Genomic DNA, 16779 nt, shown 5'->3' on the forward strand with positions numbered 1-16779 from the left:
AACCCCAGGAGGGGGGCAAGGCGACTTACCCCTTGGATGCGCGCAGTGCTCCGCTTGCGATGGGACAGCCGGGTTTCCATATTGATAATATGCAAATTTTCCTGCGGGAGGACGCAATGACAGGTTTTCAGGACAGAGAGAAGGCATTCGAGAACAAGTTCGCGCATGACGCGGATATGCTCTTTCGGGCCGAGGCGCGGCGCAACCGCCTGCTGGGGCTGTGGGCGGCGGAGCTGATGGGACGCACCGGCGACGAGGCCGCCGCCTATGTCACCGAGGTGATCCGCGCCGATTTCCAGCACCCGGGCGACGAGGACGTGTTTCGCAAGCTGCGCGACGATCTGGGTCCGCTGGCCGACGAGGTGACCATCCGCGCGCAGATGCATGAAAAGATGGCGCAGGCCAAGGCGCAGGTGATGGAAGAGCTGTAGGCGCGGTGCCTTGCGCCGCATTGCACTCGACCCGATCGGCCCGCCGGCCCTGCATCCGGTCCGCCGCCATCGACCGGAGGCCATTGGGCCTGGGCGTTGGGGCTCGATCGCGGGGGACGCGCCCGGAACCTGCCTGCTCAGCGCCCTATTTTCGCCGCAATGCACCTGCCTGCTGCGGGAACCCTGAATGAGGGACGATGAACCAGCGGAAGGATGAGACGATGGAACGCAACACACGCACCGGCCTCGCATCGCGGACCGCTCGGGCGGGCAATGTCGTTCCGTTCCCCCTGTCGCGCGCCGTCACCGCCGTCACCGCCGTCACCGCCGTCACCGAGGAAACGCTGATCGCGCCCGCGATGCGTGTCGCCACGCTGCGCGGCCTGGTCCGGGCAGACCATCTGGCCGCGGGAGAGCGCGTCATCACCCGTCGCGGCGTGCAGAAGGTGCAGGCCGTCATCCGCCCTGCCCGCGCCGAGGTCGAGCAGATCCCCTTCGTCCTGATCCCGGCCGGTGCGCTGGGGGAAAACCGGCCGCTCGACGACCTGCGCGTGCCCGCGAGCCAGCGGATTTTCCTTGCACCGGGCGGCGACACCCTCTCCGCGGGCGCCCTGGCCGAGGCCCGTGGCGTTCCCGCCCATTACTGCGAGGCCCCGTCGGATGTGGTGCAACTGACGTTCGCGCAGGATGCCGTCTTGCAGATCGAAGACATTCAGATGAGCTGTCCCGCGCGTCGCTGATGCCCGGCGCGCCGTGAAAGAATCATCCGCGCCCGGCCCGCGGGGCGTTTCGGTGATCCAGGGGTCGCATTCGACCCTTGCTCCCGAAAATTCATCATCTACATGAGAATTATGAATTTGCCTCCTGCCCCCGCAGATGGCACATGCCGCGCATTGCGGTAGGGAAAGGCCGATCTATGACCAATGCGCTCGCGCAGATGCTTGAAACGCGTGACTGGCTGCTGGCCGATGGCGCGACGGGAACGAATCTTTTCAACATGGGGCTGACCTCGGGCGATGCGCCCGAGCTGTGGAACGAACAGCACCCCGACCGCATCCGCCAGCTTTACCGCGGCGCCGCCGACGCGGGCAGCGATATCTTTCTGACCAACAGTTTCGGCTCGAACGCCTCGCGGCTGAAACTGCACGACGCGGCGCACCGCGCGCATGAGCTGTCGCGCATGGCGGCGGAACTGGGCCGCGACGTGGCCGACGCCTCGGGACGCAAGATCGTCGTCGCGGGCTCGATGGGGCCGACCGGCGAGATCTTCGAGCCGATGGGCAGCCTGACGCATGAAAACGCCGTCGAGATGTTCCATGAACAGGCCGAGGGGCTGAAAGCCGGCGGCGCCGATGTCCTGTGGGTCGAGACCATTTCCGCCGCCGAGGAATACCGCGCCGCCGCCGAGGCCTGCCGCCTGGCCGACATGCCCTGGTGCGGCACCATGAGCTTCGACACCGCCGGACGCACGATGATGGGCCTGACGTCATCCGACATGGTGGCGCTGGCGACCGGGCTGCCGCACGCGCCGATGGCCTTCGGCGCGAACTGCGGCGTGGGCTCTTCCGACCTGCTGCGCACGGTGCTGGGCTTTGTCGCGGCGGGCCCCGAGATGCCGATCATCGCCAAGGGCAACGCGGGCATTCCGAAATATGTGGACGGACACATCCACTACGACGGCACGCCCGAGCTGATGGCCGAATACGCGGTCATGGCGCGCGACTGCGGCGCCACCATCATCGGCGGCTGCTGCGGCACGATGCCCGAACACCTCAAGGCGATGCGCGCCGCGCTCGAGACGCGCCCGCGCGGCGAGCGACCGACACTGGATCAGATAACCGCGACGCTCGGCGGGTTTTCCTCGGCCTCGGACGGCACGGGCGACGATGTGCCCGCCCCGCGGCGCACCCGGCGCCGTGGCGGCTGACGCGGCCTCCCGCGCGGGCCACGGCCCGCGCAGGGGACCCGCCGCCGGGCCCCAGGTCGGTGCCGGTGCCGCTGATGTCGCAATTCGCGCAGCGGCGGCGCGGGCGAAAGATCATCTGTCGAATTGAAAACGCTCCTTTAGCAAACGGAATGGCGATATGGCTGACGAAGAAGAAGAGATCATCCTGTCCGAACTGGATGACGACGAGCTTGTCCAGCAGATGTTCGACGACCTTTACGATGGCCTGCGTGACGAGATCATCGAGGGCGTCAACATCCTGCTGGAACGTGGCTGGGCGCCCTACAAGGTTCTGACCGAGGCGCTGGTCGGCGGCATGACGATCGTGGGCAACGATTTCCGCGACGGGATCCTGTTCGTGCCCGAGGTGCTGCTGGCGGCCAACGCGATGAAGGGCGGCATGGGCGTGCTCAAGCCGCTGCTGGCGGAAACCGGCGCGCCGCGCATGGGCAAGATGGTCGTGGGCACGGTCAAGGGCGACATCCATGATATCGGCAAGAACCTCGTGTCGATGATGATGGAAGGCGCGGGATTTGAGATCGTCGACCTCGGCATCAACAATTCGGTCGAGAAATACATGGACGCGCTGGAAAGCGAGCAGCCCGATATCCTGGGCATGTCCGCGCTGCTGACGACGACCATGCCCTACATGAAGGTCGTGATCGACACGCTGATCGAAAAAGGCATCCGCGATGATTATGTCGTGCTGGTCGGCGGCGCCCCCCTGAACGAGGAGTTCGGCCGCGCGATCGGGGCCGACGCCTATTGCCGCGATGCCGCCGTGGCGGTGGAGACGGCCAAGGACTATATGCTGCGCAAGCACAACCAGCGCGCCGCGGGCTGAGCCTATCGCCGTCTGTTGCGCGATGCCTGCCGCGCGATGCCCGCCGCGCGATGAAGGAGGGTTTCGATGCAAAAGCGATCCGATACCGCGCCCGCAGACCGCGACCCGACGCCCGCGCCGCCGGAGCACACGCCTGCCCTGCCCTCAGATGAGGCGCTGACGCGTCAGGGGATGTCGCAGGCACGGCGGGAGGGGCGCATCCTGCTGCTGGCGTGCGGTGCGCTGGCGCGCGAGATTCTGGCCCTGAAACAGATCAACGGCTGGGATCACATGGATCTGCATTGCCTGCCCGCGATCCTGCACGTCCGCCCGGAAAAGATCACTCCCGCCGTCGAAGCGGCCATTGCCGCGCACCGCGCGGATTACGACCGGATCTTCGTCGTCTATGCCGATTGCGGCACCGGCGGCCGGCTCGCCGCGAAATGCGCCGATCTGGGGGTGGAAATGGTCGCAGGTCCACATTGCTACGCGTTTTTTGAAGGGGTGGAGGAATTCGCCCTCAAGGAGGAGGTCACCACCTTTTTCCTGACGGATTTCCTGGTGCGCCAGTTCGATGCCTTCGTCACCCGTCCGCTGGGCCTGGACCGGCACCCCGAGCTGCGCGACATGTATTTCGGGAACTACGAAACGCTGGTCTATCAGGCGCAGACCGACGATCCGGCGCTGACCGAAAAGGCGCGCGCCTGCGCCGACAGGCTTGGCCTCGCCTTCGAGCGGCGGTTCACAGGCTACGGCGATCTGGCGCGCGCGCTGGCCGATCAGGCGGGCACCTGAGCCGCCGCCAGCAGACGGATGCGCTCGACCATCGCGCGCAGCCCGTTCGAGCGTTGCGCCGACAGGTGATCGTTGAGACCCAGCCGCGCCAGTTCGGCGGGCGCATCGACGTCCAACACCTGCCGCATCGTCAGCCCGGAATAAAGCGCGTGCAGGATCGCTATCAGCCCGCGCACGATCATCGCGTCGCTGTCGCCGTGAAAGCTGAAGATCGCCTCCGGCCCCTCGCCCTCGACCTTGGGGACGATCCAGACCTGGCTGGCGCAGCCCTCGACCTTGGTGGCGGGCACGCGAAAGGCGTCCTTCAGCGGGTCCATCGCCTTGCCCAGCTCGATCACATGGCGATAGCGGTCCTCCCAGTCGTCCAGGAATTCAAAGGTGTCGACGATGTCTTCAAAGGCTTCGGTGGCCATGCGCGCAGCTCCCTTTCCGCTGCCCCCGAGGTAGATCTTCGCGGCCCCGAGGTCCAGCCCCGCGCAACTGCGATCTTTTCAACTGCACCGGTTTCGGCTACCCCAGCATAAAAGGCGCAAAAGCCGAAGCAACAGCCGTAGGGGACAGTGAACCAGATGAAAAAGCAGATCCTTCTTGTCGTGGCGATCTCGGGCCTGACGGCATCCTGCACCACCCTGCGCGACAGCAGCGCCAATCCGTTCAACTGGTTCGGCAGCAAGCCCCCCGCCCAGACGGCGTCAGGCGCGGTACCGGCGGCGACGCCCGACCCGCGCCCCCTGATCGCCCAGATAACCGCCTTGCGACTGGACCGCGCCCCGGCGGGCGGGATCGTCTACGCCCGCGGCCTGCCCCCGACGCAGGGCTATTACGACGCTGCGCTGGTGCCGCTGAACCGCGGCCGCCCGGTGGACGGCGTGCTGCGCTACGAATTCCGCGCCTCGCCGCCGCCTGCGGACGCGCCGGTCGGCCCCATCCGGTCACGCGAAATCGTCGCGGGCGCGGACATTCCGCGCGCCGTGCTGAACGCGACCACCAGCATCGAGGTGATCGCGGCGGCGAACCGCCAGTCAATCCGCCAGTCGATCCGCCGCCGCTGAGCGCGCCGCTAAAGCTCGATTATGCTGATGTCGTTGCCCTTGGCCCCGAGGGCGATCTTGCCATTGCACAGCCGCAACGCGGCCTCGCCGAAGACCTCGCGCCGCCAACCCTTCAGCACCGGCAGGTCCCGCTCGCCCGCGGCGATGTCGTTCAGTTCCGAGGCGGAGGCGATCAGCTTCTGCGCGACGCCCGAGGCTTCGCAGCGCGCCTTGAGCAGCACGCGCAACAGATCGGCCAGCGCCGGGTTGACCTGAAGCTTGTCGCGCGGATCGCTCACGCGCGGCATGTCCTGCGCGGGAACCGATTTCGCGTCCTCGATGGCCTTGAGGATACCGTCCGCGATCTCGCCCTTGCGGGCCTCGCGCAGCAGCAGGCGCGAACGGCCAAGGTCGGCGTGGCTCGTCGGTTTGTTCGAGGCCAGCTCCAGCAACGCGTCATCCTTGAACACCCGGTTGCGCGGCACGTTGTTCGCCTGCGCATAGGTTTCGCGAAACCGCGCCAGTTCGCGCACCACAGCCATGAACTTGCCCGAGGAGGTCCGCGTCTTGACCCGCCGCCACGCGTCCTCCGGCGTCACGACATAGGTGGCCGGATCGGTCAGCACGCCCAGTTCTTCCTCAACCCAGCTTTGGCGGCCGGTCTTGGCCAGTTCCGCCGAGAGATGTTCGTAGATCACGCGCAGATGGGTCACATCGGCCAGCGCATAGGCCTTTTGCGCCTCGGTCAGCGGTCGGCGGCTCCAGTCGGTGAAGCGCGAGGTCTTGTCGACGCTCTTGTTGGCGATCTTGCGCACCAGCGTCTCATAGCCGGCCTGATCGCCATAGCCGCAGACCATCGCGGCCACCTGGGTGTCGAACAGCGGCTCGGGGATCACCCCGCCGTCGACGAAGAAGATCTCCAGATCCTGGCGGGCGGCATGAAAGACCTTGACGACGGACTTGTCGCGCAAAAGCGCGTAAAGCGGATCGAGCGAGATGCCTTCGGCCAGCGGATCGACCAGCACCGCGGTGCTGTCGTCGGTGCCGGGCATGGCCAGCTGAACCAGGCAGAGCTTCGCGTAATAGGTGCGTTCCCGCAGGAATTCGGTGTCTATCGTCACATAAGGATGGCTTCTCGCCTCCTCGCAAAACCGGGCCAACGCCTCGGTCGTGGTCAGTGTCTGCATGAATGCGGCGTCTTCTGTTGTTGTTGGCGGCCGAGGGCCGGCCTGCGCGCTCCTGGGATCGTAAGAGTGTTAATCAATCCCCGCGAGAAAGAAAACCCCGGCCCGCCTCGACAAGCAGCGGCGTGCGATCGCCCCGCGCGAAGCGGCGCAACACCGCCGGGTAGAGCAGATGCTCCTGCGCCAGCACCTTGCGCGCCAGCGTCCCGGGGGTCTCATCCCGGTCGATCGCCACGCGCGCCTGGCCGAGAACCGGCCCGTCGTCCAGCGCGGGCGTGACCACATGAACCGAACAGCCCGCCCAGGCATCGCCGTTCGCGATCGCGCGCGCGTGGGTGTTGAGCCCCTTGTAAAGCGGCAGCAGCGAGGGGTGAATGTTCAGAATGCGGCCCTGCCAGCGCTCGACGAGGTCCGCGCCCAGCACCCGCATGAACCCCGCCAGGCAGATGATGTCGGGCGCCGCACGATCCAGCCGCTCCGCGAGCGCCCGCTCGAAGGACGCGCGTTCCTCAAAGCGTGTGTGGTCAAGCACATCCGTCGGCACGCCCAGGGCGCGCGCACGCTCCAGCCCGCCCGCCTGTGGGACGTTCGACAGAACCAGAACCGGGGCGGCGGGGTGATCCGGGTCCTGCTGCATGGCCTCGACAAGCCGCACCATGTTCGATCCGCCGCCAGATATCAGGATGGCGACCCGGCGTGTCACAGAAGCGCGCCGCGATAGCTGACGCCGTTGCCCGACGTGATCCGGCCGAGCCTGTGCACCGTTTCCCCCGCACCGCGCAACAGCTCGGCGATGGGCTCGGCGCGGTCGGGGGCCACGACGACAACCATGCCGATACCCGCGTTGAAGGTCTTCAGCAGTTCCGCTTCGGCCAGATGGGCCTGGGCGCCGAGCCAGGCGAAGACCGGCGGCAATTCCCAGCTGTCCAGATCGACCTGCGCGCCCAGCCCCTCCGGCAGAACGCGCGGCAGGTTTTCCGTCAGCCCGCCGCCGGTAATATGCGCCAGCGCATGAACCCCGCCTGCGCCGATCGCCTCGAGCAGCGGCCGCACGTAAAGCCGCGTGGGGGTCAGCAGCGCGCGGCCCAGCGTGGTGGCGCCGGCCTCCTCGCCCTGGTCCGGGTCGGCGGGCGCGGCGAAGGGGGCGGCATCGTCCCAGCCCAAGCCGCTTGCCTCCACGATGCGCCGCACCAGTGAATAGCCGTTGGAATGCACCCCGTCGGAGGCCAGCCCCAGCAGAACGTCGCCCTCGGCCACGCCTGCGGGCAGGGCCCGGCCGCGTTCCATCGCGCCCACCGCGAAACCGGCCAGATCGAAATCGCCGCCCGCGTACATGCCGGGCATTTCCGCCGTCTCGCCGCCGATCAGCGCGGTGCCGGACAGCGCGCACCCCTTGGCGATCCCCTCGACGATGCGCGCCGCGGCCGCGACATCCAGCTTGCCGGTCGCGAAATAATCCAGAAAGAACAGAGGCTCCGCGCCCTGGCAGATCAGGTCGTTCACGCACATCGCCACCAGGTCGATGCCGATCGTATCGGTGATGCCCGTGTCGATGGCGATCCGCAGCTTGGTGCCCACACCATCGGTCGCGGCGACCAGCACCGGATCGTCATAGCCCGCGGCCTTGAGATCGAAGAGCGCGCCGAACCCGCCCAGCCCCGACATCACCCCGGCCCGGCGGGTCGCGGCGGCGGCGGGCTTGATCCGGTCGACCAGGGCGTTGCCCGCGTCGATATCCACGCCAGCCTGGGCATAGGTCATTGCGGTACGGGATTCGGTCATGGCGGGGCTCCGGTGATGTTTGCAGGTCTGCTAGCAGCAGCGGGGCCGATTTGTAAACGCCCCAGCGCCGCCCGGCGCGCGCCGCCGCCTGCCCGCTTGACGCCTGTGATCGGTATGCTAATGGCTGTGGCGGCGGGCCTGTAGCTCAATTGGTTAGAGCAGAGCGCTCATAACGCTTTGGTTGCGGGTTCAAGTCCTGCCGGGCCTACCATCGCCCCGCCCTGTCCCCTGCCTTGTCCGCGATCCGCCCGATCACCGCGGCAGAACCAGATCGACCTGCAAGCCCCCCAGATCCGCACTTTGGCCCAGGCGCAGGCTGCCGCCATGCTGCCGGGCGATATCGGTGGCGATTGCCAGCCCCAGCCCCATGCCCGAACCGCGGTTCTGATTGCGGCCGGGCTCAAGCCGGGCAAACGGCTTGAGCGCCTCTTCACGGTCTTCGGGCGCGATGCCGGGGCCGTCGTCTTCCACCGAAAACCGCACCATCCGGTCGGAAAGCGTCATGGAAATCCGACAATGCGTGCCGTAGCGCAGCGCGTTGCCGACAAGGTTGTCGAGGGCGCGTTCCACTGCATGCGGGCGCAGCGGAACCTGCTCCGCCATCGCAGGCCCGACCCAGTCGACCCCGCGCCCGCCCCGTGCCGCACGCGCCTGCACGCGCTGGCCAAGCGCGGCCGGATCGACATCCTCCAGCGCGTCCAGCGCATCGCCCCGGGCGAATTCGAGGAAGGCGTCCAGCAGACTCTGCATCTCCTCGACGTCGGCTTCCAGGTCCTTCACGTCCTGACCATCCAGCATCGACAGCCCCAGCTTCAGACGGGTCAGCGGCGTGCGCAGATCGTGACTGACCCCCGACAGCATCATCGTGCGCTGCTCGATCTGACGCTCGATCCGGTTGCGCATGTCCATGAAGGCATTCCCCGCCACGCGCACCTCGACCGCGCCCGACGGCGCATAGCTCAACCGCTGGCCCTTGCCGAACGCCTCCGCCGCCAGCGCAAGCTTCTTGATCGGGCGCAGCTGGTTACGCAGGAAGATATAGGCGATGGCCGTCATAAGAATGCCGGTGAACAGCATCAGCACCAGCAGCTGGTGCGGGTTCGTCGCCGACACCCGCCGCCGGTCAAAGCCAAGCGTCAAGGGGCCGTGGCTCGTCTGCACGCCGACGCGCACCATCTTGATGTCGCTGGCCAGATCGATCCAATCGATTTCGGGCACTTCGCTGTGCAGCGTGCGAAACACGGTGATGCCCGAGATGTCGTAGAACAGCCGGGTGTCGGTGAACTGGCGCCGCCGCTCGGCGCTGACGTCAAAGGCCAGCGGGTCCGCCAGCGCCTGTGCCCGCTCAAGCCCTGTCGCACGGTCCGGCGCGCGCTCGACCTCATCGATCATGAAATTGATCTCGAACGCGACATTGCGCACCATCTGGCGGGTCACATCCTCGAACAGGCGCTGAAGGAAGGTGACGCTGACAACCAGTTGCAGCGTCAGGATCGGCACGACCAGGATCAGCGCGGCCCTGCCGTAAAGGCTGCGCGGAAGGTATTGTTTGAGCCAGGCAAAGACCATCGCGTATAACGACCCCAGAACAGTGAACAATGACATCTTGCAGGTTTCCGTGAAAGACACACCCCCCGTCGGCCAATGCGTCACGCTCGAACCCGGCGTCAGGCGCATCCTCGCGCCCAACCCCTCGCCCATGACCTTCTGGGGGACGAACACCTATCTGGTCGGCACCGGCGATGTGGCGCTGATCGATCCCGGCCCCGACAGCGCGGCGCACCGCCAGGCGATCAAGGCCGCGTTGGCCCCGGGGGAACGGGTGTCCCATATTCTGGTCACACACAGCCATCTCGACCATTCCCCTCTGGCGGCCGCGCTCGGCGCGGAATTCGACACGCCGGTGCTGGGGTTCGGCCCGTGGGACGCCGGGATGAGCACACGGATGCGCCAGCTTGCCGCGGCCGGAGGGCTGGAGGGCGGCGAAGGCGTCGACCGCGCCTTCCGTCCCGACCGGGAATTGCGTGACGGCGATACGGTCGCCGCCGACACCTGGCAACTCGAGGCGCTCTGGACCCCCGGCCATATGAGCAATCACATGTGCTTTGCCTTCGGGGACCGCCTCTTCACCGGCGATCTGGTGATGGGATGGGCCAGCTCTCTGGTGTCGCCGCCCGACGGGGATCTGACCGCCTTCATGGCGTCCTGCCGCAGGCTGCAATCGCGCCATGCGCGCATCTATCATCCCGGCCACGGCGCGCCGGTCGCGACCCCGCAAGAGCGGCTCCACTGGCTGATTACCCACCGCGAGACCCGCGAGCGCCAGATCCTCGCGGCCCTGGCCCCCGGACCCGCCACCGCCGCCGCGCTGACCGGGATCATCTATACCGACACCCCTGCCCATCTGCACCCGATGGCCCGCCGCAACATCCTTGCGCATCTCATTGATCTGCAATCGAGAAACATGGTGGACTGCAATGAGCCCCTGACCCCCGACAGCGTCTTCGCCCTGATCTGAAGGCCGCGAAATAAGTTTTTCGATTTTCCCAGAAACGCTCTGGACGCCCCCGATCCCTGTTGCTATATCGCCCCCGTGTTCCGGCGTAGCTCAGCGGTAGAGCAGTTGACTGTTAATCAATTGGTCGTAGGTTCGATCCCTACCGCCGGAGCCAAAATACTGGCAAAGTAAATATCCTGGCTCAGGCTCGACAACCTCGTCGTCGGGGCCATCTGTGATCTCTTCGCTCATCCCCACTCTCGCATGCCGTTCAAGGGGTGATGCGGACCCGGAAGGCGACCGATCCGTTTGAGGCGGGCAGATAGCGGCCGGTGCAGTTCCAGCGGACCGGGCCGTCGTAGCCCGCGATGTTGCTGGTGGGCACGACGAGGTCGCAGCTCATTTCCGGGCTGAGCAGGACGGGCGTCTGCACCGGCTCGGCCAGAACGGTGTAGGCCGGGGTGCGGTCGTAGATGATCACGCTGTGCGCGGCGGAGGCGCTCGGGTTCGAGAGATAGATGCGGTATTCCAGCACGTCGCCCGGACTGCCCGAATTCTGCGCGCCCTCGGGGGTTCCGAGCGTCACGTTCCGCACCGATTTGCTCAGGATGAGCTGGCCCAGCCCCGCGCCCACGTTGAAGCTGTCGGTGTTGCCGGCCGTATGGCTCAAGGTGGTCGCCGCGAAATTGGTCAGCGCCGTGATGTCATAGCTGTAGCGCGCGCCCTGCCCCGCCCCGGAAGACGATGACGTCCGCGTGACGAGGCAAATTCCCTGCCCCGCGACGACCGCGATCGGGCTTGCGTCGTAGGGGGTGTCAGGCTCGCCGTTGCAAGTGGTGTCGATGAAGATCGCGGTGGAGAAACTGTCCGGCGTTGCCTGTTTGGCGTTGCGGATCGCAAATGTGACGCTGCCCGCGCTACTGGCGGTGTAGCTGTGCAGCAGGGTGGCGATCTGGCCGGGCTCGATCGATGCGGACTGGTCCTGTGTCAGCTCAGGCAGGCCGATGACGCCGAAGTTCAGATCCGCGTAATCCGCCCCTTCCGCCGGGGTGAAACTGTACGCGCCGTCATGCGGGTCGGCATTGACGAGCGACGGCAGGCCGTTCGTGGCCTCCGACACCGGGATCGTGCCTTCCGCGGCCGTCAGTGCCAGGGTGACCTGCCCCGATGTGCCACGGCCCAAAGTGTAGGACCACTTGCCATCGGCCGCGATTTTCGGTTGCGCGATCAAGCCGCCACCGCTGTCGAGGATGGACAGAGCACTCTCGGCGGTGCCGCGCTCCTCTCCGTTGAGCTGGGCGTCATGGGCGATACCGCCGCCGCTGCCCGTATCGACCAGAATGCGCCCCGACAAGGTCGCAGTGCCGTTGTCGAGCACCACGGTGTAGGTCGCCTCATCGTCATCGACCAGACCGTCGCCGAAATCGTCGACCAAGGGGCCGGCGCCCGCGTCTGAATCGATGTCCGGCAGCGAGGTTTCGGTGATCTCGGCCACATTCGTGCGCTGGCCCTGCGCCTCCACCCGGGTTCGGATCACCAGTGTTTCCGTCGCGCTCGACAAGATCTCATCCACGAACCACAGCCCCGTTCCCGGATCGTAGGTATCGCCGGTCGAAGGCGCGGTGTCAGAGATATAGGTGAAACCGCTGGGGATCAGATCTTTCACTTTCACGCCGGAGGGCGAGCCGGGGCCGCTGTTGGTGACGGAGATGATCCAGTCGATCACATCGCCCTCCGCGGCGGCGGTCAAGGGCGTGCCGTCGGCGGCGCGCACCGCGGTTTTCGTGATCGCCAGATCCGCCTGCTGCGGGTCAAAGCCGAAGTTCACCTCACTCGTCAGCGCGCCCCTGGCCACGGAAATGACAAGCAACGCGTTCGAAGTGCCGATGGTCGAGCCGGGCGGCAGGTCGGGATCGGCCTCGTCGACCTCCACGCGATAGGTGAACCCGGTCAAAAGCCCCTCGACCGCGTAGGTGCCATCGGCAGCCGTCTGTCCGGTCGCCACAAGCAGATCGTCAGAGGTGTCATCGCGGGTGCCCGCGTCATTGAAGACGGAGATGGCGATATTGCCGCCGAGGTTCGGTTCCGTCGCGTCCTTCTCGTCGGATGCATTCTGATCGACATAGACGTTGCCCGCGATCCCGCTGGTGTCCAGGGGGGACGGGCCGCGGCAGGAGGCGCCGTCGATCCTGTCGCCCTCCTCCGCGCTACTGGTGGCGAGGAAGGTCGCGCTGCCGGTGGCGGTATCGATCAGGAAAAGGCGGTTGCTGCCGCTTTCATAGGCGAAAAGATCGCCGTCCTGATCGAACCACAGGGCGCCATAGGTGCCGGTGAAGCTTGCGGGTCCCGTTTCCTGCACGGCGACCGCGCCCGCGGTGCCGCCGTTGGCCGAAACCGAAATCAGCCGAGCGCTGTCGCGATCGATCGACCACAGGCGGCCGTCGAGCGGATTATAGGCAATGTCGGCCACATCCACCTTGCGCGACAGCGTCAGCTCTCCGAGTGCGACGGGTGCCGTCGGCGCGGAGATATCGACAAGCTGCCAACTGTCATCGCTGCGTTCGTAAACCATGATGCCGCCGGGCATGACATCGCCCGCATCCTTTGCGTCACCCACACCCGGGATCTGCCCCAGATCGATGAAATCGCCCGCCCCGTCGATGCGCCAGAGGGTCTTGCCGCCGTTTTCCACACCGTAGACGTAATTGTCGACGTCGCTGTAGCCATAGGCGCCGCTGATGTCTTCGCCGGAGAGCCCGAGCCTCGGCAGATCGAGGGTATAGCTCCCCGTGCCCTCCTCCAGGTCCATCCGCAAGAAATCGGTGGGTTTGCCTGCGGTGGCGAAGATGTTCCGGTCGCATGCCAGCGGCGGCGTGCCGGAGGATATCGTGACCTGGTAATCCTCGACCTCCCCGTCGAGAGCCACCTGCACCACGCCCGAGGTCGTCGACCAGCGGAACCGCGCGAAGGTCGGCCCCGTGGTGGCCGTTGCGGGCACGCTGACTTGCAGCACGATCTGCCCGTTCACGGTGCCGTCCGCGTCGGCGGCGCCCCCGTCCTGAAGATCGGCGGCGATCATGTCGCCCGGTTGGTCAAAGCTGCCGTCGCCGTCGAAATCGATCCAGGCCTGCAGATAAGCGAGCGGACCGAGTACGCCGATGATCTCGCTGACGGTAACGGTGATTTCCTGTGTGGTGCCGGGATAGAGAACCGGCATGACCACCCCGTCCTCATCGTTCGGCAGGCCGCCGTCGGCATCGTCGCCGGTCGCGTCGGCACTGTGTTGCGGCGTGTCGGCGTCGGGCGCCACGGTGCCGAGGTAGGTGCCCGCCACCACCGCATCCGCGATGATGTGCTGCGGATCGCCATAGCTGACCGGCGCGTCCCCCCGGTCGACCAGGGGCGCGGCGGCGATGGTGACGGCGTAATCCTCCACCTCGCCGTCGGGAGCGGGCGTCGTGGGGTCGAGCGCGCCTTGCCGCGACCAGCGGAACCGGGCAAAGGTCTGGTCAAGCACCGCATCGCCCGGCACGGTGACCTGGATCTGGATCTGCCCGTCGTTGGCCAGCTCATCCGCGCCGGTGCCGTCATCGCGCAGATCCGCCGCGATCACATCGGCGCTCGCCCCGTCGAAGCTGCCATCCCCGTTCCAGTCGATCCAGCCCTGCAACAGCCCGCCCTCGCCCGAGACATCGGCCACGATGGTCGCCAGGAACCCCTGCGTCAGAGGCGGGATCGACACGCCGCCATCCGCGTCGCCGTCGGCATTGGCGGAGTTGTATGGCCCCAGATCGCCGGTGGCATTGTCCCCCAGATAGAGCGGAAGGCTGGCGATCATGTTGTGGAACGTGTCGCCCAGCCCACTAGGCGCATCGGTGAAATCCGCGCAGGTCAGCAGATCGGTGAATTTCGCGCTGTCGGCAACGCCCAGATCGTGGCTCTGGCGCCGACCATGGATGATGACCACGCGGTCGACCGGCCTGTTGAAACCTACGGTGAAAGCGAACGCATCATCGATCGAAGGAAGATCCAGGGCCGACAGACGTTCGACGAGCACGGTACCATCCGCACGCGTCTGCTTGAGCAGCGCGCCCGAGCCGGTGCGATCGCGTATGGAAGGGGTGACGATCTGCGCGCCGTCCATCCCGTAGAGGATGGTGCTTTCATCGGCCTCCAGATCCGCGACCTGAAAGCGCACCGCGTTCAAGGGCCTATCGAAACGCGCGTCGATGCGGGCGTATTGCATGTTCAGCACCGGATTTTCACCGAAACTCTCGGGAAAGAACAGTACGTCGCTGCTGAAGCTCGGCGTGCGCGGCGGCAGGGTGCTGCCGTTTTCGCTGATGGTGACGTCGCCGCTGATGCCCACGCGCGAGAAGGGTTGCGGCGTGTTGAAGCCGCCGGGGATGTCGTTGAGCCAGTCAACGGCCGGAATGCGCTGCCCGGTACAGCCCGGAAGATCGTCGAGAACCGCGTCATCCACATTGGTCGAGACGCTGTCGGTGACGGGGCCGATTTCGGTCGTGGTGATCTGGGTGGAGGCTGTGACGCTCTGCCCGGAGGTGGCGTTGGTGGTCACGTCGAACTCGATCGCGCCGCTGGCCAGGCCGCGCAGCTCGCCGATCGGCTTGAAGCCGAAGGTGCCGGAGATGGGGTTCGTGTCGGGCAGGATGTCGGGCCCGTTGATGACCGAGAAATTCCCGGTGCCGGTCGCCTGCGACGGCAGCGTGGCGCTGAGCACCGCGTCGCTGAGCGCCGAAAGCGATGCGTTTGCATAGACGATGCGATAGCGCAGCGTCGCGGCCTGCGGAATGTCGCCGCCTGCATAGGGCGCGCCGTTCACCGCCACGATGGAAATGCCGACGATCAGATCATCGGGTTGAGCCACGCGGATCGTGGAAGAGCCCGCGACCCAGTAGCGCCACGGATTGTCGTTGCCCGCGGAACCGCCCTGGGCCGAATCGCCGCCGTGGCCTTCGGCGTTCACGGGGCCGATCGCCTCCAGATCGGTGATCTTGTAGCGCACGATGGCGTAAAAGGTCTCTCCGTCCGCGATGCCGCCGAAGGCAAAGCGCACGGCGTTGGTATCGGCGGGCAGGCTCACGTCGTCCGAGATGTTGAGCGCGTAGCCTTCGTTCGTGACCGAGCATACGTCGGCGGAGTTGACGCCGGGATCGGTCGTCTCGGGCGAGACGGACCCGTCGCCGTTCGCCGGACCGTCACGTCCGGGCAACAGGGGGTCATCCGCCCTGCACGATCCGTCGTACTGGATGCGGTTCCAGGGGCCGGTGGTGCCGTATCTGTCCCAATCCGCACCGGATTCGGGCCCCGCGACTGGACTGCCTGCGCGATAGGGCGTGGTGCCGCGCCCCCCGGTGATGGTGGTCTGCTCGGCAGCGGAAAACCCGTTGTCGAAGATACTGCCGCCCGAGCCGAAGGCGTTCAGCTGCACCGCGTCCCATTTGTTGTGCACCCGCGCCGTCCCGGTTCCGCCGACGCTGCCCCAGGGGCTGCCGTTGGTGGGATCGACCAGATAGCCGTTTTCCAGCGTCGCGACGTCGGAGCCATTCGCGAACAGCGCCGTGTCGGCGCGGGTGGAGTAGAAAATGCCCGTATCGCCATAGACATAGGCAAGCCCGCTGTTGCAATCGGCGGTGGCAAATCCCGCGAGAGAGCATTCCGCGGTCGAGGACGGCTGCCAGCCGTTGGCGGTGACATCGAACGCCAATTGCCCCTTCGGCCCCCAGCCTTTCGACACGCCGCTGCCGGTGCTGGCGCGCGCGGGCCGCGCGTTGAGCGGGTTGCCGGCCGCGTCCGTGATCCAGACACCCGCGACCGCCAGCCCCTCCGGCACGTAGAAGGTGGCGTAGCCGCCCGGCCCATCCAGGGTTCCCTCGGCAATGACGGGGAAATCGGCGATCACATCGACCGTATCGCCGTTTGTCACCGCAGGCTGCCCCGCCTGGATGTTCGCCGCCATCTGTGTGCGGCTTGCCTCGCTCAACCCGATGCTGCCGCCGCCCAGCCAGGCGCCATGCGCCAACGCGGGAGACGCGAGAAACGCCAGACAGCCGAGCACAGCGCCGAGAGCGGCAATCAGGCACCTGCATATTTTCATGTTGTCGAACCCCGATCCGCGACATCATCAGCGCCCTGCCCAGGCTATGGCGATGAAAGGTGACAAGAACGGGCGCAATGGGTAAGTCACCGCCGCGGGGGGCATGGCCCGGTCAGATTAACTGAAAAGCCCGATGCAAATAGATGCGCGTCGGTATCGGCGCAGCCTGCAAA

General features: G+C 66.5%; 13 protein-coding genes and 2 tRNA genes. 9 read left to right on the plus strand and 6 right to left on the minus strand.

The features are described from left to right. Window positions 1–116: 116 nt before the first annotated feature. The 5 genes from ACU0BR_RS03590 to ACU0BR_RS03610 all read left to right on the plus strand — a co-directional run bounded on the left by ACU0BR_RS03590 (window position 117) and on the right by ACU0BR_RS03610 (window position 3994). Complete coding sequence (locus ACU0BR_RS03590; protein ID WP_446155476.1) at window positions 117–431, plus strand: DUF1476 domain-containing protein; 315 nt, start codon at window positions 117–119, stop codon at window positions 429–431. A gap of 197 nt (window positions 432–628) precedes the next feature. Continuing rightward, window positions 629–1171 (plus strand): Hint domain-containing protein, encoded by a 543-nt coding sequence (locus tag ACU0BR_RS03595; RefSeq protein ID WP_446155477.1) that lies wholly within the window; start codon window positions 629–631, stop codon window positions 1169–1171. Window positions 1172–1347: 176 nt separating this feature from the next. Further along, on the plus strand, window positions 1348–2358 hold the full coding sequence (bmt, locus tag ACU0BR_RS03600) for a betaine--homocysteine S-methyltransferase (RefSeq protein WP_446155478.1): 1011 nt from the start codon (window positions 1348–1350) through the stop codon (window positions 2356–2358). Between the two features lie 157 nt (window positions 2359–2515). Further along, a complete protein-coding gene (locus tag ACU0BR_RS03605; protein WP_446155479.1) occupies window positions 2516–3220 on the plus strand; it encodes a corrinoid protein in 705 nt (234 codons plus the stop codon). A 171-nt stretch (window positions 3221–3391) separates the two neighbouring features. Beyond that, a complete protein-coding gene (locus ACU0BR_RS03610) occupies window positions 3392–3994 on the plus strand; it encodes a DUF1638 domain-containing protein (RefSeq protein WP_446155516.1) in 603 nt (200 codons plus the stop codon). Here ACU0BR_RS03610 and ACU0BR_RS03615 read toward each other — a convergent pair. Further along, window positions 3979–4407 (minus strand): SufE family protein, encoded by a 429-nt coding sequence (locus tag ACU0BR_RS03615; RefSeq protein ID WP_446155480.1) that lies wholly within the window; start codon window positions 4405–4407, stop codon window positions 3979–3981. The genes ACU0BR_RS03610 and ACU0BR_RS03615 overlap by 16 nt on opposite strands. 156 nt (window positions 4408–4563) lie before the next feature. Here ACU0BR_RS03615 and ACU0BR_RS03620 point away from each other — a divergent pair, with 156 nt between their 5' ends. Then, window positions 4564–5046, plus strand: coding sequence for a hypothetical protein (locus ACU0BR_RS03620; RefSeq protein ID WP_446155481.1), 483 nt, complete (start codon window positions 4564–4566; stop codon window positions 5044–5046). 8 nt (window positions 5047–5054) lie between these two features. Here the strand turns inward: ACU0BR_RS03620 and rnd are convergent, their stop codons facing one another. The 3 genes from rnd to purM all read right to left on the minus strand — a co-directional run bounded on the left by rnd (window position 5055) and on the right by purM (window position 7991). After that, window positions 5055–6212, minus strand: coding sequence for a ribonuclease D (gene rnd, locus ACU0BR_RS03625; protein ID WP_446155482.1), 1158 nt, complete (start codon window positions 6210–6212; stop codon window positions 5055–5057). 73 nt (window positions 6213–6285) lie between these two features. Then, window positions 6286–6912, minus strand: coding sequence for a phosphoribosylglycinamide formyltransferase (purN, locus tag ACU0BR_RS03630; RefSeq protein WP_446155483.1), 627 nt, complete (start codon window positions 6910–6912; stop codon window positions 6286–6288). Then, window positions 6909–7991 carry a phosphoribosylformylglycinamidine cyclo-ligase gene (gene purM / locus ACU0BR_RS03635; protein WP_446155484.1) on the minus strand — a complete coding sequence of 361 codons (1083 nt, stop codon included), beginning with the start codon at window positions 7989–7991 and terminating at the stop codon, window positions 6909–6911. The genes purN and purM overlap by 4 nt, the downstream gene beginning before the upstream one ends. A gap of 134 nt (window positions 7992–8125) precedes the next feature. Here purM and ACU0BR_RS03640 point away from each other — a divergent pair. Continuing rightward, window positions 8126–8202: transfer RNA gene (locus tag ACU0BR_RS03640), tRNA-Ile, on the plus strand. A 41-nt stretch (window positions 8203–8243) separates the two neighbouring features. Here ACU0BR_RS03640 and ACU0BR_RS03645 read toward each other — a convergent pair. Next, entirely contained in the window at window positions 8244–9596 is a 1353-nt protein-coding gene (locus tag ACU0BR_RS03645; RefSeq protein ID WP_446155485.1) for an ATP-binding protein, read from the minus strand. Between the two features lie 13 nt (window positions 9597–9609). Between ACU0BR_RS03645 and ACU0BR_RS03650 the strand changes: the two genes are divergently transcribed. Continuing rightward, window positions 9610–10509 (plus strand): MBL fold metallo-hydrolase, encoded by a 900-nt coding sequence (locus ACU0BR_RS03650; RefSeq protein ID WP_446155486.1) that lies wholly within the window; start codon window positions 9610–9612, stop codon window positions 10507–10509. Between the two features lie 79 nt (window positions 10510–10588). Beyond that, window positions 10589–10663 (plus strand) — tRNA-Asn (locus ACU0BR_RS03655). Window positions 10664–10759: 96 nt separating this feature from the next. Here the strand turns inward: ACU0BR_RS03655 and ACU0BR_RS03660 are convergent. Further along, window positions 10760–16606: a GEVED domain-containing protein gene (locus ACU0BR_RS03660; protein ID WP_446155487.1), complete on the minus strand. Its 5847-nt coding sequence runs from the start codon at window positions 16604–16606 to the stop codon at window positions 10760–10762. Window positions 16607–16779 lie beyond the last annotated feature (173 nt).

Source organism: Brevirhabdus sp., from assembly GCF_052826345.1.